This is a genomic window from Pararhizobium sp. LjRoot235, assembly GCF_964254145.1.
Lineage (GTDB): Bacteria > Pseudomonadota > Alphaproteobacteria > Rhizobiales > Rhizobiaceae > Pararhizobium.
This window is the reverse complement of sequence record NZ_CAXUSP020000001.1, coordinates 1,452,450-1,466,841: the sequence shown is the minus strand read 5'-3', so window position 1 is coordinate 1,466,841 and position 14,392 is coordinate 1,452,450. Positions and strand designations below refer to the sequence as shown.

General features: G+C 58.7%; 14 protein-coding genes and 1 pseudogene. 6 read left to right on the top strand and 9 right to left on the bottom strand.

What is annotated here, in order from left to right; translation table 11 throughout:
- A complete protein-coding gene (locus ACSQ2Z_RS07015; RefSeq protein WP_436083012.1) occupies window positions 1–477 on the top strand; it encodes a tyrosine-type recombinase/integrase in 477 nt (158 codons plus the stop codon).
- A 128-nt stretch (window positions 478–605) separates the two neighbouring features.
- Here ACSQ2Z_RS07015 and ACSQ2Z_RS07010 read toward each other — a convergent pair whose 3' ends face one another.
- From ACSQ2Z_RS07010 to ACSQ2Z_RS06995, 4 genes are all read right to left on the bottom strand, one after another.
- Window positions 606–1,448, bottom strand: a complete 843-nt coding sequence (locus ACSQ2Z_RS07010; RefSeq protein WP_436080521.1) for a PhzF family phenazine biosynthesis protein — start codon at window positions 1,446–1,448, stop codon at window positions 606–608.
- Window positions 1,449–1,608: 160 nt separating this feature from the next.
- Window positions 1,609–4,908 (bottom strand): error-prone DNA polymerase, encoded by a 3,300-nt coding sequence (locus tag ACSQ2Z_RS07005; RefSeq protein ID WP_436080520.1) that lies wholly within the window; start codon window positions 4,906–4,908, stop codon window positions 1,609–1,611.
- Window positions 4,905–6,416, bottom strand: coding sequence for a Y-family DNA polymerase (locus ACSQ2Z_RS07000; protein WP_436080519.1), 1,512 nt, complete (start codon window positions 6,414–6,416; stop codon window positions 4,905–4,907). Before ACSQ2Z_RS07000 ends, ACSQ2Z_RS07005 begins: the two co-directional genes overlap by 4 nt.
- Window positions 6,337–7,092 (bottom strand): ImuA family protein, encoded by a 756-nt coding sequence (locus tag ACSQ2Z_RS06995; RefSeq protein ID WP_436080518.1) that lies wholly within the window; start codon window positions 7,090–7,092, stop codon window positions 6,337–6,339. The genes ACSQ2Z_RS07000 and ACSQ2Z_RS06995 overlap by 80 nt, the downstream gene beginning before the upstream one ends.
- A 251-nt stretch (window positions 7,093–7,343) precedes the next feature.
- Here ACSQ2Z_RS06995 and ACSQ2Z_RS06990 point away from each other — a divergent pair, with 251 nt between their 5' ends.
- Genes ACSQ2Z_RS06990 through ACSQ2Z_RS06980 form a run of 3 tightly spaced genes read left to right on the top strand, consistent with a single transcriptional unit; the run spans window position 7,344 to window position 8,618 of the window.
- Window positions 7,344–7,568 (top strand): hypothetical protein, encoded by a 225-nt coding sequence (locus ACSQ2Z_RS06990; protein WP_436080517.1) that lies wholly within the window; start codon window positions 7,344–7,346, stop codon window positions 7,566–7,568.
- Window positions 7,561–7,929: a hypothetical protein gene (locus ACSQ2Z_RS06985; RefSeq protein WP_436080516.1), complete on the top strand. Its 369-nt coding sequence runs from the start codon at window positions 7,561–7,563 to the stop codon at window positions 7,927–7,929. The genes ACSQ2Z_RS06990 and ACSQ2Z_RS06985 overlap by 8 nt, the downstream gene beginning before the upstream one ends.
- Complete coding sequence (locus ACSQ2Z_RS06980) at window positions 7,908–8,618, top strand: SOS response-associated peptidase (RefSeq protein ID WP_436080515.1); 711 nt, start codon at window positions 7,908–7,910, stop codon at window positions 8,616–8,618. Before ACSQ2Z_RS06985 ends, ACSQ2Z_RS06980 begins: the two co-directional genes overlap by 22 nt.
- A 130-nt stretch (window positions 8,619–8,748) precedes the next feature.
- Here ACSQ2Z_RS06980 and ACSQ2Z_RS06975 read toward each other — a convergent pair.
- The 4 genes and pseudogenes from ACSQ2Z_RS06975 to ACSQ2Z_RS06960 form a co-directional block, all read right to left on the bottom strand.
- Window positions 8,749–9,938 (bottom strand): IS3 family transposase gene (locus ACSQ2Z_RS06975; RefSeq protein ID WP_436080263.1). Its coding sequence is split into 2 segments (ribosomal slippage): window positions 8,749–9,686 and window positions 9,686–9,938, totalling 1,191 coding nucleotides; the frame shifts between segments, so codons are not numbered across the junction.
- 328 nt (window positions 9,939–10,266) lie between these two features.
- Window positions 10,267–10,539: pseudogene (locus tag ACSQ2Z_RS06970) on the bottom strand (amidohydrolase); the annotation flags it as partial.
- On the bottom strand, window positions 10,539–10,826 hold the full coding sequence (locus ACSQ2Z_RS06965) for a XapX domain-containing protein (RefSeq protein WP_436080514.1): 288 nt from the start codon (window positions 10,824–10,826) through the stop codon (window positions 10,539–10,541). The gene ACSQ2Z_RS06965 and the pseudogene ACSQ2Z_RS06970, both read right to left, overlap by 1 nt.
- 63 nt (window positions 10,827–10,889) lie before the next feature.
- A complete protein-coding gene (locus ACSQ2Z_RS06960) occupies window positions 10,890–11,579 on the bottom strand; it encodes a hydrolase (RefSeq protein ID WP_436080513.1) in 690 nt (229 codons plus the stop codon).
- 603 nt (window positions 11,580–12,182) lie between these two features.
- Here ACSQ2Z_RS06960 and ACSQ2Z_RS06955 point away from each other — a divergent pair.
- Entirely contained in the window at window positions 12,183–12,362 is a 180-nt protein-coding gene (locus ACSQ2Z_RS06955) for a hypothetical protein (RefSeq protein WP_436080512.1), read from the top strand.
- Window positions 12,363–12,426: 64 nt separating this feature from the next.
- On the opposite strand, the gene ACSQ2Z_RS06950 is transcribed toward ACSQ2Z_RS06955, so the two are convergent.
- Window positions 12,427–13,359 (bottom strand): VOC family protein, encoded by a 933-nt coding sequence (locus tag ACSQ2Z_RS06950; RefSeq protein ID WP_436080511.1) that lies wholly within the window; start codon window positions 13,357–13,359, stop codon window positions 12,427–12,429.
- Window positions 13,360–13,476: 117 nt separating this feature from the next.
- Between ACSQ2Z_RS06950 and ACSQ2Z_RS06945 the strand changes: the two genes are divergently transcribed.
- Window positions 13,477–14,376 (top strand): LysR family transcriptional regulator, encoded by a 900-nt coding sequence (locus ACSQ2Z_RS06945; protein ID WP_436080510.1) that lies wholly within the window; start codon window positions 13,477–13,479, stop codon window positions 14,374–14,376.
- Window positions 14,377–14,392 lie beyond the last annotated feature (16 nt).

The following is a 14,392-nucleotide window of genomic DNA, read 5'->3' as shown; positions in this document are numbered from 1 at the left end:
ATCGGGGTCAACCTTCGGAGCCGAAACAGGTCAGAGCTCCGTGCCTGTTCACAGACGCCGATAACCAGAATGCTCAATGTTACGATCAAGGCCTGGTTGGACGAGCCACCGGTTGGGAACGGCAATGCTCTTTTCCCGACCGTTCACGGCGGTCGGATGAGCCCTGATGCCGTTCAGTATCTTCTGGCAAAATACGTGTTGAAGGCGTCGAAGCATTGCTCGTCGTTACGATCAAAGCGGATATCACCCCATGTCCTTCGACATAGCGCGGCGATGGAGTTGCTGGACGCCGGTGTCGACAGCACGGTGATCTCATTGTGGCTCGGCCATGAGTCGACGCGGTCCACACAGCCATACTTACATGCCCATCTTGCAATCAAGGAGGCCGCTCTAGCCAAGATCGATCCGTATAATGGACAATCGCCTGGCCGGTTCAGGGCTGGCGACAAGCTATTGGCGTTTTTAGACAAACTCTGATCCCTGCCGGAGCTAGGGACATCGCGGTGAGGGCCGCGACGTCCATGCCGACCCCACCAATTATCGAGGAACTTTCAGTAGGCAGGAAAGCGCCAATTGCAGTCATCGGCCTCAGGTCGATGACTGTCTTAGAGGATAGCTTTTCCGTTTATGCAGGTAACGACATTGCCGCCAACCCAAATATCTTCAGATTCGAGCCGGACATGTACCCGCCCTGACCTGCCCAAGACCGTCCCTTGCGCAGCGATGTATGAAGGCGGGGCGAGATTTGCGGAAATGAGCCATTTTGCCAAACCCGCATTTAGGCTACCAGTGACTGGGTCTTCGTAACCAGCGGCGGTGAAGGCGCGGACCTCGAAATCCACGCCATCGACGTCCCCCAAACATGGTGCAATCAGGCCTACCCTTAGTCCGGAAATACTCTGGTAGTTCGGACGGACACGTAGGACATCGTCTCTGCTTTTCAGGAGCAAGGCCATCCAACCGGGACCGTTGTCTACCCAACTCGCATCGACTATCATCTCAGGTGACAGACTTAGACCGCTCATAACTCGTTTCATTAGATCGTTATCGATATGTCCAGTCTTGATCAAATCTGGAGCCAGAAATGAGAGGATATCGCCGTCTCTTCTGATCCGGATCAAACCCGCCTCACATTCCTGGATGACAACTGGCTGCTTTGGCTTTCCGCCCAAGGTCAGCCATGCGTGGCAGCTACCCAAAGTCGGGTGTCCGGCAAAGGGTAGCTCCTGATGCGGCGTGAAAATTCTGACGCGATAATCAGCATCCGGGACCGTCGGCTTTAGGAGGAAGGTCGTCTCGCTTAGATTGGCCCAGTTGGCAAACTTGGCCATCGTTGATGTATCAAGATCGTCCGCATCCACTACCACCGCAAGTGGATTTCCACCCATTCGCTCCGAGGAAAAAACATCAACCTGTTGAAACGATAGCTCTTTAAGATTGCTGTTCATAGCATCTCCTACTGTTCGTTCGCTAATAGCGTGCGCCAATGTCTATACACAAGGGGGCTGCAGAATGCCTTTCGGAGTAACGGATGCAGACAAAGATTTCCGCTTCGGGCATACCCGGTCTTCCAAAGCGTTCAAATTATGCCGAGCTTTTAATCCTTGATTACCGGAAATCTCGGGCTTTAGGGAATGGGCTCGGCATAGTTTCGGACTCGGGATAAGTTCCCTTATGCCGAACTCGGCATAAGGGTATGAAAATGTCCCTCGGTTGAACTGTCGGCTTCGAGCGATCCCGTGAATCCGGGCTGCCGGGCGAGCCGTGTGCGAACTCGTCTCCACGTCCAGTCGGCAGTTTGAATTCCGTGTCACGATCCGCCAGACCCGATAGGTCATACGTCAGGTCAAACACCTGCTGGGCAACAAGATGAACGACCGCCCCTTCCCGCTGAATCTTGCCGTTGATTGCCATCATTGACGATCCGAGCACGATGCGACGACGTCGTTCGAACAGCGTAGGCCAGACGACGACGTTGGCGGGACCGGTCTCGTCCTCGATAGTGACGAAGAGAACCCCCTTTGCACTACCTGGTCTTTGCCGCACCAGTACGAGTCCTGCGGTCATCACCCATCGTCCATCCCGTGCAGCCATCGCCTCCTCACAGGTGACGATGTTCCGTTTTGCCAGGTCACCACGGAGGAATGCAACAGGATGCTGTCGCAGGGTCAGCCCCGCATGAGCATAGTCCTCGACGACGTTGTGGCCCTCGGTCATCTGGCGCAGCACGACGTCGGGTTCCCGCTGTTCCACGATCGCCCGTTCCTCGCGTTCGGCCGCGGCCGCGAACAATGGCAAGGGCTCGTCTCTCAACGCCTTGATCGCCCACAAGGCGTCACGACGTTCGAGTTTCAGCGACGGCCTGAAAGCATCGGCCTCCGCCAGTTGGACGAGAGATGCCGCCGGAACGCCGGATCGCCACCACGCGTCGTCGACAGATTCGAACTCGCTGTTCGCTCTTGCGGTTACGATCCGGGCCGCGTCCGCGACGGCAAGCCCCCTGACCATCCGCATGCCCAGCCTTACAGCATGCCGGTCGGTATTCCCGATGCGTTCGAGCGTGCAGTCCCAGCGCGATTTGTTGATGCAGACAGGATGAACCTCGATTCCGTGCTTCGCAGCATCGCCAACGATCTGAGCGGGTGCATAGAAGCCCATCGGCTGGCTGTTGAGGAGTGCAGCGCAAAACACATCCGGATGATGACACTTCACAAAATTCGAGGCATAGGCAATCAGCGCGAACGAGGCCGCATGCGATTCCGGAAAACCGTAACTCCCGAACCCCTCTAGCTGGCTGAACGTCTTCTCCGCAAACTCTGCGGTGTAGCCATTTCGGACCATGCCGGAAACGAGCTTTTCCTTGAAGCGCGACACACCACCAGTGAACTTGAACGTGGCCATGCTCTTCCGGAGCTGGTCTGCTTCCCCGCCCGTGAATCCTGCGCAGACCATGGCCACCCGCATCGCCGACTCCTGAAATAGGGGAACGCCGAGCGTCTTGCCGAGAACTGCTTCCAGTTCAGGTGTCGGATATTCCACCTTCTCCTTACCCTCGCGTCGCCGAAGATATGGATGCACCATGTCGCCCTGGATCGGACCCGGACGAACGATCGCAACCTGGACGACGAGGTCGTAGAATGTCCGCGGTTTGAGCCTCGGCAGCATCGCCATCTGAGCCCGGCTCTCGATTTGAAAGGTGCCGAGCGTGTCCGCTTTCCTGATCATCGCATATGTCGCAGCATCTTCCTGGCGGATCTTGGCGAGATCGAGATCGTCCCCCTTGTGCTGGCGGATGAGATCGAAAGCCTTGGCCATGCAGGTCAGCATACCCAAGGCCAGCACGTCGACCTTCATCATCCTGAGTGCCTCGACGTCATCCTTGTCCCACTCGATGATCTGTCGATCGACCATCGCTGCGGGCTCGATCGGCACGAGATCGTCCAGGCGATCGTGGGTGAGCACAAAGCCGCCAGGATGCTGCCCGAGATGCCGGGGAGCGCCCATGAGTTGCTGCGCCAACTTCAGCGTCAAGACAAGGCGGCGGTCGTCAGGATTCAGATTCAGTTCCCGAACGTTGCGGTCGCTGACTTCCTCCGACCAGGACCACATTCCTGACGAGAGGGCTTTGATGACGTCTTCCGGCAGCCCGAGTGCTTTGCCGACGTCGCGGATTGCGCCCTTCGCCCGGTAGCGTGTGACCGTTGCACAGAGTGCCGCTTTCTCCTTGCCGTATGTCTTGTAGATCCATTGAATAACCTCCTCGCGCCGCTCGTGCTCGAAGTCGACATCGATGTCCGGCGGCTCGTCGCGCTCCTGGCTGACGAAACGTTCGAACAACAGATCGTTGGTCGATGGATCGATGGACGTGACGCCAAGGATGTAGCAGACAGCACTGTTTGCAGCCGACCCGCGCCCCTGGCACAAGATGCCCTGAGACCGGGCGAACCGGACGATGCTGAACACCGTCAGAAAATACGGCGCATACTTCATGGTCCGGATGAGGTCGAGTTCGTGTCGCACGGTTTTCAGCACATCGTCCGGCAGTCCTTCAGGATAGCGGTCCGGCGCGCACTCCCAGACATAGTGCTCCAGGGACTCCTGCGGCGTCTTGCCGGGAATGATGGCTTCCTCGGGGTACTGATATGTCAACTCCTCAAGCGAAAATTTGCAGCGGTCGACAATCTCCATCGTCCGGCGAAGCGCCTCGGGATATCGTGGAAACAGCCGCTCCATCTCCTCCGGCGGCTTCAGATATCGGTCGGCGTGGCGCTCGCGTTCGAACCCGACCTCATCGATCGTCGTGTTGTTTCGAATGCAGGTGACGACGTCCTGGAGCTGCCTGCGGCCGGGCTCGTGGAAGAGGACGTCGTTGGTGACGACCGTCCTCACCTTGAAGCGCGCGGCGATGTTCGACAGCTCATGAAGCCGGAGCTGGTCATTCGGTCGACGTCGCAGCGACAGGGCCACATAGGCGCGATCCCCGAATACCTCGGCCAACTTCCGCATCTGGACGGCACAAGCGTCGTCCGGCAGGTTCGGTATGAGAACGGCGAGCAGTCCCTCGGAATAGAGGATGACATCGTCGAAATGGAGGATGCAGTTGTTTTTCCCTCCCCGGCTTTTGCCTAGCGTGATCAGCCGGGTAAGCCGGGAATATGCGGCGCGGTCGGTCGGGTAGACCAGAATCGACATCCCGTCCTGCAGATCAAGACGACAGCCGACGACAAGACGGATCCCCGTCGTACGAGATGCCTCCAACGCCCGGACGATGCCCGCGAGGCTGTTGCGATCGACAACCCCGAGGGCTTCGATGCCAAGTTCCTTGGCGGTGGCGAACAGTTCGTCGGCCGAGGACGCCCCCCTTAGAAACGAGAAATGTGTGGTGACCTGAAGCTCGGAGTATCTCATGCGAAGACTCCGTGGACGAACCATTTATGGGACCCGGTTGCCGTGTCGACGCCGTCACCGGAGCGAAAGACCCAGAGACGCTCCCCAGTATCGTCTTCGATGACGAAGTAGTCCCGCACGGCGACCCATTCACTGGTGCGCTCCCACCACTCTCCGAAGATGCGCTCAGGTCCATCGGCCCGTTTCACTCGTCGCCGCTTTCCTCGCCATGTGATCGAGACAGGCGGATGGTCAGGCATCAGCGCGATGACTTCGATCAGTTCCGGCCGGGCAATCAGTCGGACGGGGCGCGGCCAGTGATGGGACCAGCAGGCCTCGATGTTGTCGGAGGCAGCAGAAATTCTCTGGACGCTGCGCTCCGGAACATCCGATGCGACGGGTGCCACCCGGTAGACACGTGATCCCCGATTGCCGAAGACGTCGATCAGCGGGACGATATCGGTTACCTCATCGTCGATGAGTGAAGATGCCCGTTGGCTTTCTTCGAGCGGTTCGGAAATCACAGCGACAAGCGACAACTTCTCGATGCCGAAGCCTGGCTCGATCTTCTCGGTGCGGTCGCGGAACAACTTGGTCAGCCAGGCGACGTCTCGTGCGGGCTTGGCGGTCCCTGCCCTGATCGCCTGCCGGGTATTGTCGACCTTTTCGACGATCAGATCGGTGCGCCGGACGCCAAGACCTTTTTTCTGAAGCTCATCGCATAGCTGAATGACCAGTCGGCCGACATATTTATCGATCGTCTCCGCCGCGCCGATCGGTTCGGCGAACGACCTGCTGACCTCGATCAGCTCCGGACTGCGGATGGGATCGATGGGTTCGGCTAAGCGTCCGAACATCTGATCAAGGCGACGCCCCAATTCCGGCCCGAAGCGGAGTGCCAACGGTGCCCTCGGCGTCACCGATAGTTCTCCGATATTCCGAAAGCCCAACGTGCGCAGATCGCCAACGATCTTCTCCGAAAGCCGCAGCAGCGCAATCGGTAGACTCGCAACGGCCGCGGCCGTCGATCCTCTCGGAATGACGACCGTGTCGCGTGCGGCGGCGCGCGCGCAGGCATGGGCGGCACCCCAGGTGTCGGCAATCGCCACCCTTACCGTCAATGCCTTGCCACGAAAGCGATTGGCGATCCCGACAAGCATTGACTCCTCGCCGCCTTGCAAGTGGTCGGCACCCTCGGTGTCCATGACGATCCCGTCGGGAGCATCGACAGCCACAATTGGAGAATATTGCGTCAGCGCCCACATAGTAATGCGTTCGAGCGCGAGGGTGTCGGCGACGGGGTCAGCATCGATCATCGTGAGGCCCTGGAACAGCGCTTGGGCCTTGGCCGCAGCCATGCCGACGCGCACGCCCGTCGTCTTCGCCGCACGGTCTGCCGCCGACACCCAGCGTTTCGACCCGCTTCTGGCGATCATGGCGATCGGCTGGTCAACCGGAATGGACGGATCTGCTCGTCTGATCCTGTCGGTCGCCAGCTCGGGTAGAAATATCGATACGACCCTTGTCATCACACGCTCCTACGAGAAACTCAGCACATTCGCCTGCACGCGATCTCATCAATTCTAGCAACCACCGTCCCCGGCCGACCCCTGGGACCGGAAGCTCTTCCGAAGGCATTACGCTCACCCTCCATCTTGTCGTCGACGCCGTCGGCTGGCCGAAGTCATGAGCTTCCGTCTGACGTCGCCAACGTCTGACCGCGAGACCAATGGTCCCGGTCTTTTCCGCCGCGAGCTGCAAGCGTCTCGAGGCTGTCATCGGCAAACGGACAAGTTCACCGACGACCGCTCCGAGGCCGCCGTAGGACAACGCCTCAAGCATGTTTGCCAGCACGTCTTCTTCCCTGTCGGACTCGACGAACACGACGCGATCGGCACGAAGCCCGACTTGCGCCAACGCTGGGAAGAATAAGTCCGGCCGCGTCAGGCACCAGACGATCTTGCCCTTGGTTCTGGCCGCGATCCCCGCAACGAAAAGTGCGGCGGCCGCCCCGTCGACTGTGCCCGAACCGCCTCCAGCTACTTCATGCAACGCGCCGTAGGCGAGGCCGCCGGATGGAAGAACGCTGTCGATCGCGGGAACACCGAACGGCAGCACCGTCCTGGAGCGCACAGCGCCGCCTTCGAGATGCTGGATGCGCTCCCGTAGTTCTGAAACCAGGGCGTTCTTGGCGGTCGTCTGCATGCGCGTAACAGTTCAAAGTGAGCTATTTCCATATCGATAAAAAGCGATTATGTTCCCTATTTGTTCCGAAGTCGATGGTGAGTCAACGGGTGCTTCCGTCGATAATGTGACGCCAACGGCGGGGCAGACAAAAAGGCTAAGGATTCAGCGAACACAATCACGGTGCTAGCCGAACGATGTCGCTGTGAATTTTTTTTGGAGCGTGGAGTGCGATGAGTGGCCTGCTGACATTGAGGGATTTTCGAGCTCCGATGATCACCACCGAATGCCGGGCTTGCGACATGTCAGTCGATCTCGACCGCAAAGCCCTCGTCAAACAGTACGGCGCGAGCTTGCGGTTCGTGGAATTGCGACGTCGGTTGGCGGTCGGCTGCGAGAAGATGATCTGCGCCGACGGCCAGGACCGGTGTCAGACACGCTTCCCCTGCCTGCTGCAGACGAACCTCTATTTTGAAGGGAGCACATCAGATGAATGACACATTGGAAACATCGACGCTGTCGGTCGATGACGCAATCAATGGTGCAGTCATTTTCGGGAAGGCACCGGATGAGAGTCGTCAGGCAGCGCTTGGTTCCCGCCTGGATTTCTATCGGCAAGAGCGCGATCTCGTCAGGAGCTATGTTGACGCGCTCGATGACGACGTCGTGGTCATTACGTCAGCCGAAGGTGCTGCCGACAACACGTTTGGCTTGGCGCATTTGACGAGCGTGCTGCTGAACTATGCCACGCTCATGTCCGAGCGCATGGGAGAGCTTGAGGTTGAACTGAAAATTCTGGATGGTACCCTCGCCTGCTGCGAGGATGAGGACTGCGCATGTGTAACCTCTACAATCTGACGTCAAACCAGCAGGCAATCAGGGACTTCGCGGATATCACACGCTATCGCGAAGGCAACTTGCCTCCAACCGTGAACGTTCACCCGGACAGGCCCGGCCCCATCATCCGCGTTGACGCCGACGGTGAGCGCGAACTGATCATGTCGACATGGGGAATGCCAACACCCGACGCCCATCTTGAGGGCAAACCTGATCGAGGCGTCACCAACGTGCGGAAAACCTTCATTCCGCACTGGCAGCAATGGCTCGGCGTCGAACACCGATGCCTCGTCCCCGCAACGGCATTTTCAGAATTCGAACAAGAACCGGATCCAGAGACTGGCAAGAAGCCGTTGCGTTGGTTTGTCCTCAATGAAGACCAACCGGTGTTCGCACTCGCGGGCATTCACACAAAATGGACCGGCGCACGCGGACCGATTAGGGCCCCGCGGGAGGGCGAGCACGATCTCTTCGCTTTCCTGACGACGAGTCCGAATGACATCGTCAAGCCGATCCATCCGAAAGCAATGCCTGTTCTGCTGACGACACGCGAAGAATGCGAAATCTGGATGATGGCAGACTGGAAAGAAGCGAAAAAACTGCAAAGGCCGCTGCCCGAGGATCAAATGATGGTTCTGCCGCGCTATACCGATGTCGGCGGTCTCGGTGCGCACCCCAACAAATCGACGGACCTGTTCGCCGGAATTTAAAGACTTTTTCGTCGATTCAATTTCAAATTTTTGTAAAATGCCTCAGTCTAGTGTCTTGTGATCTAATTTGCTCTTAATGCGCCGCCTAGCATCGTCATCGAGTTGTTCGTCGTGACCTGCCACTGAACTTTCATCCGACTGCGATTAGAGCCTCGGCGGCTTTGAATACGCCAAATGGCGCGGTGGGAGCAACCGGCGGAAACGCGAAGCTTTCATCTTGCGCAGCGTTGGAGCCGGTTGCGGCGATGGACCCGGCATAGTCAGCCGGGGTTTGGTATCCGAGCGATGAGTGCGGCCGGAAATGGTTATAATCCTCAGCCCATTCAGCGATGGCGCTGCGGGCATGATCGAGACCGAAGAACAGGCTTTCGTTGAGCAACTCGTCGCGCATCCGACCGTTGAAACTCTCGACATAGCCGTTCTGCATTGGCTTGCCCGGCGCGATGTAGTGCCACTCGACCTTGTGATCCCTCGACCAAGCGAGAATGGCATTCGACGTTAGTTCGGTGCCGTTGTCGGAGACGATCATTCCGGGCTTGCCGCGTCGTTCGATCAGCGTCGTCAGTTCTCGGGCGACACGTCGACCGGAGATAGACGTGTCCGGGATCGCTGCCAGGCATTCGCGCGTCACGTCATCAACGACATTGAGCACCCGGAAGCGTCTGCCGCAGGCGAACTGGTCGTGGACGAAATCCAGCGACCAGCGGGCATTGACTTTCGCCTCGACCAGGATCGGTGCACGCGTGCCGACAGCACGCCGCCGGGCTTTTCGCTTGCGAACGGAAAGCCCTTCCTCGCGATAAAGACGGTATATGCGATTGACACCGGACAGCTCTCCATCCCGCCGAAGCAGGATGAACAGCCGACGGTAACCGAAACGCCGCCGCTCGTTGGCGAGGTCGCGCAGCTTTGCTCGCAGCGCGATCTCCGGCGGTCGACTGGACCGATAACGGATCGTCTTGCGGTCGGCGGATATGATCTGGCAGGCCCGACGCTCCGAAAGACCCATGACGGCCTTCAGATGCGTGACGGCGTCACGCTTGGCGGCAGGCCCTACCATTTTTTTGCAAGAAGCTCGCGAAGTGCGGCTGCATCCAGCATCTGTTCGGCGAGCAGCTTCTTTAGCCTGGTATTCTCATCCTCAAGCGCCTTCAGCCGCTTCGCCTCGGAGACTTCCATGCCGCCGTATTTGGCCTTCCAGTTATAAAACGTTGCTTCTGAAATCCCGTGCTTGCGGCAGAGGTCGGCCGCCTTCGCGCCAGCCTCCTGCTCCTTCAGCACCCCGATAATCTGCGCTTCCGTAAATCTCTGCTTCTTCATTCGTCCGTCCTTAATTGGCCGGACTCTAATCCATTCTGGAGGAAATTCTCAGTGGCAGGTCACCTGATCCGAATCACCTCTCGCTCCTCGCTGAATCTCAGACTGACCGCCAGAAATTTTAGATCAGGACCGTACAAATGCCGCAAAGGCAGCCGCGCAGGCGAAGAAAGATTCTGCGGAAGAGTCCTTCAAGCTGGTGCTCGCACTGTTCGACCGGATGAAGGAGCGAGTAACGGGCACATCTTCAAACTGATGGGCGGCGGATTGCTGGTCGAATTCGGCAGCGTCGTCGATGCGGTCGAGCGCCGCGGCACTTCAGCGGGGGATGGCCCTTCGCAATGCCGCGGCTCGTGTCCGAACCAGCCAGCGCCAGGATCTCGCTGTCAGATCCAACCTCTAGGAACAGGCCGTCCTTGATGGCGATCGCGGTTGCATTCGGATTGGTGCGGTCAAGCGTGGTGACGCGGCCGTTGTGAAGGATCAGGTCGGGATGCATGGTGTCTACTCCGATCTGGTTGGGATCGGCAGCTTTCGCTGGTGAGAAGAGGTTCGAGAAGGCCAGGCTCGATGCGCCTCCGAGACAGGATCGACGCGTCGTCATCAGCCCCGCTCCTCTACATTCGCCTTTGCCTGATGAGCAATGTTGATACGATCGCTGCCCTTCGGCAGGTGACCGAACATGTGCGGCTTGATCTGGTGAAGCCATGAGATGGCTGCCGGCTCGCTTCTCCAAAGCGTCTTCGCGAAGGGAATGATCTGTTCGCCGACAAGAATTCCGAGGAGGCCGACTAGAGCAATGACAGGCGGTGCTGGTGATCGGACGTTGAGCAGGCTGTAGACGATACCGACAAGCAGGCCAGCGCCAAGCGACATTAGATAGATTTTCATGAGATGTCCTCCTGGATTGCCGAAAGACCGCTCCGAGGGATCATCGGAGCGGTCTGGTCACCTTTACTTGGCGGGGTTCGGGCCAATGCGGTTGCCGTGCTTGACGCGTTCCTCTGCGCCATGAACCATCGTGTAGGCATAGTCGATGCCCATGCCGTAGGCGCCCGAATGCTCCTTTACGAGAGTGGTGACCGCCTCGTAGGTCTCCTTGCGAGCCCAGTCGCGCTGCCACTCGAGCAGGACCTGCTGCCAGGTGACCGGAATTACGCCTGCCTGCACCATGCGATCCATCGCATATTTGTGTGCGTCCCCGGACGTGCCGCCGGAAGCATCGGCAACCATATAAATCTCGTATTCAGGAACGTCGTGAAGCGCGGAGAGTGCGAACGTGGTGTTGCAGACTTCCGTCCACAGACCGGAGACCACGATCTTCCTGCGTCCGTTGGCGGCATTCTTCGCCAGCGCGTCACGGACGTTCTGGTCGTCCCAGGAGTTCATCGAGGTCCGCTCGAGGATATCGTTCTCCGGATAGACTGCGAGCAGCTCGGGAAAGGTGTTGCCCGAGAAGGATTTCGTCTCGACGGTGGTAATCGTGGTCGGGATATCGAAGATCTTGGCGGCCTTGGCGAGGCCGACGACATTGTTCTTCAGCGTCTGGCGATCGATCGACTGGACACCGAACGCCATCTGAGGCTGCTGGTCGATGAAGATAAGCTGGCTGTTCGCGGGGGTCAGGACTTCGAGCTTGGACATTGTCAATTCCTCTTCGGTTGTTTGGGCCGCCTGTGCGGTGTCAGAAATGGGCAGCAGCGCTCGATCGGACGCCGCGGTACGACGCTCGTTCTGCAATCCTTGGAGTGTCGCTGGCTCCGCGAGGGAGCCAATCACTCGTTGTCTTGGCTGCTGAAGAGAAATCTATCGCGTCGGTCGGCGAGCAGGAATTGCAATATTAATTGCGAATGAATTACACATTTCGCAACAATCGACATAGTTCCTGACCGCCACAACGGTGGATTGAACGGAAATTTGCAAACCAGCGGCTCCAAAAGTCTGTTCGACAGGCAGAACGGACCGCCTCTCCGGTCAAGATCTATCCCAAGGGATCCATCTGCCTCATCAGTCTGGCGCAGGGGGCGAGATCATTGTGAGTGAAGGATCGGCACCTGCCGAAAACATTGGCGAGTGGTTCCAAGCGGCCAGCGCGCGCACTCTCGTGACGAAGCCACTCCGAGAAGCCAAAGTGACCATGGCCTACGTCTCCCGCGATTACACCGAGCAGGATCCTGCCGTTGTCATACCCGCCGCAGACGCCTTTCTAATCGTGTTGTATCTGATTGATGTCGAGCATTCAGATATATGTTCGACGACCTGGGCGTCTGTCGCGGCGTGGACGACCCGACCGTGCGCGACATCGGCGCGGCGCTCCTGCCCTTGATCGGCAAGGATGACCCGGAGCGGTCACTGGTCGCGCGTATTGTCCTCGCCCTCAACGCCCACATAGTCCACTGCTACGGTCGTTCGCGCAGGGCGCACTAATGCGCCGCGATCCCAAGGATTCGCGACGCATCAAGATCTTCGTCACAAGACAGCAGATGGGCCATCAGGCCGCGAGGGGTACGAGGTTGGCCTCAATCTGATCCCGATAATCCTCGTATCGGGTCGGAAGCTTGAGTGCCTCACCGAGATGTGCCGTATCCTCGTCCCGATTGAACCCCGGCTCGTTCGTAGCGACCTCGAACAGAACTCCGCCAGGTGTACGGAAGTAGATGGCCCAGAAGTAATCGCGGTCGATGACGGGCGTGACCTGATAGCCCGTGTCCATCAGGGACTTGCGCACCTCGAGCTGCTTCTCCCGGTTGTCGACGGCGAAGGCGATGTGGTGAACCGAACCTGCGCCCTGACGCGCAAAAGGCGTCTTCGGCAACGCTGCGAGATCGATGGTATCTGCCCCGTTGCCGTTGGGGATGATGAAGCGGGTCACGTCGCCTTCCTTCTCGGCGCGCTGATAGCCCATGAAGCCGAGCAGCTCCTCGGTCGCAGCGGTGTCATGAAGGCTGAAGCGAGCGCCAGCGAAACCGCGGATGGCCGCATCGTCGGGGATTCCATCTGCAACCCACGGAGCCCGCGTGTCGTCGAAGGATTCGATCAGCGCAAGGCCGTCGCCGTCCGGTCCCATGAAGCGAAGTCGGTTGGCACCGAAGACGGTGTCCAATTCCAGCCCGTCCACACCTTCAGCGGTGAAGCGATCCTGCCAGAATTTCAGCGAGCCCTTCGGCACAGAGAACTGTGTTTCGCCAACTTCGCCGACGCCGGGGCGGCCGAGCATCATGTTCGGGAACGGGAAGTAAGTCATAACTGTTCCGGCCGAGCCGATCTCATCACCGTAGTACAGGTGGTAGACGCTTGGGTCATCGAAGTTGACCGTCTGCTTGACGCGGCGCAGACCAAGCGTGCCCGTGAAGAAGCGATTGTTCTGCCGCGCGTCGGATGCCATCGAAGTCACGTGATGCAGTCCCTTGATATCCTTGATCATGTCTATGCCTTTCAATGAGCGTTGGTGTTCAGGTGTTGATACGAATGTAGACCGGTTGATCGCCGCCCAGAATTGCAATATTCCTTGTGAATGAATTGCAATTTTTGAAACAATGCCATGAACGATTACAAAGCCCTTCGGACCTTCCTCCTCGCCGCCGAGAAACGTAACTTCGCCCAGGTTGCCCGCGAGCTAGACATGACACCCGCGGCCGTCACGCGCGCCATTGCAGCGCTTGAGGCGGAACTTGGCGTGCAGCTCTTTGTTCGCACGACCAGGCAGGTATCACTGACGACCGACGGCGCGATCTTTGCCGCGCAGATCCAGCCCGCGGTGAAGACGCTTGAAGACGCGCGCCGTGAGGTGATGAACGCTCACAAAGCTGATGAGGGGCGGCTCCGGATCAGCGCGCCGACGTGGTTCGGCAAGGCGGTGCTGCCGCCGATCCTTTCGGGATTCAAGGAACGGCATCCGAAGATGAGCTTCGAGATCTCGCTGTCGGATGGATTGGTGAACATCGTCGACGACGACTACGATCTGGCGATCCGTATCTCATCGCAGCCCTCGGACAAGTTCACCATCTGGCGCAAGATCAGGGTGGTGCCGCGCATCCTGATTGCCGCTCCCGGGAGCCGGTTCGTCGACATGCAGCACCCGAACGAATTGACACCCGATGACTGCCTCGCCTACAGCGGCGAAAGCCGGCGAGAGAACTGGATCCTGTCGGACGGCGGATCGAGCATGACGATCTCGGCTGGCCGGGCATTCAGCGCCAACAACGGTGAAGTGCTCGCCGATATGGCCGCGGATGGTGCGGGTGTCGCCATGCTGCCAGGATTCCACATTTCCGAGCACCTTCGTACCGGGCGTCTGGTACACGTCTTCAAGGGCTGGGCACCACCGGACTTGTGGTTGACCCTCTATTATCCGCCCTACCAAGCCCTGCCACCACGGATCGCTTCCTTCTCCAAATTCTTTGAAGAGCAGGTTCCGGCGCACATGGTCATGCTGGATTGAAGCGGAATCCAGGTGA

What these genes read in the sequence shown, in the direction of transcription:
- ACSQ2Z_RS07010 (WP_436080521.1), bottom strand. Translation starts at nt 1,448, where the DNA reads ATGAACAGCAATCTTAAAGAGCTATCGTTTCAACAGGTTGATGTTTTT.
- ACSQ2Z_RS07000 (WP_436080519.1), bottom strand. Translation starts at nt 6,416, where the DNA reads ATGACAAGGGTCGTATCGATATTTCTACCCGAGCTGGCGACCGACAGG.
- ACSQ2Z_RS06990 (WP_436080517.1), top strand. Translation starts at nt 7,344, where the DNA reads ATGATCACCACCGAATGCCGGGCTTGCGACATGTCAGTCGATCTCGAC.
- ACSQ2Z_RS06995 (WP_436080518.1), bottom strand. Translation starts at nt 7,092, where the DNA reads ATGCAGACGACCGCCAAGAACGCCCTGGTTTCAGAACTACGGGAGCGC.
- ACSQ2Z_RS06980 (WP_436080515.1), top strand. Translation starts at nt 7,908, where the DNA reads ATGTGTAACCTCTACAATCTGACGTCAAACCAGCAGGCAATCAGGGAC.
- ACSQ2Z_RS06960 (WP_436080513.1), bottom strand. Translation starts at nt 11,579, where the DNA reads ATGTCCAAGCTCGAAGTCCTGACCCCCGCGAACAGCCAGCTTATCTTC.
- ACSQ2Z_RS06955 (WP_436080512.1), top strand. Translation starts at nt 12,183, where the DNA reads ATGTTCGACGACCTGGGCGTCTGTCGCGGCGTGGACGACCCGACCGTG.
- ACSQ2Z_RS06945 (WP_436080510.1), top strand. Translation starts at nt 13,477, where the DNA reads ATGAACGATTACAAAGCCCTTCGGACCTTCCTCCTCGCCGCCGAGAAA.
- ACSQ2Z_RS06965 (WP_436080514.1), bottom strand. Translation starts at nt 10,826, where the DNA reads ATGAAAATCTATCTAATGTCGCTTGGCGCTGGCCTGCTTGTCGGTATC.
- ACSQ2Z_RS06985 (WP_436080516.1), top strand. Translation starts at nt 7,561, where the DNA reads ATGAATGACACATTGGAAACATCGACGCTGTCGGTCGATGACGCAATC.
- ACSQ2Z_RS06950 (WP_436080511.1), bottom strand. Translation starts at nt 13,359, where the DNA reads ATGATCAAGGATATCAAGGGACTGCATCACGTGACTTCGATGGCATCC.
- ACSQ2Z_RS07005 (WP_436080520.1), bottom strand. Translation starts at nt 4,908, where the DNA reads ATGAGATACTCCGAGCTTCAGGTCACCACACATTTCTCGTTTCTAAGG.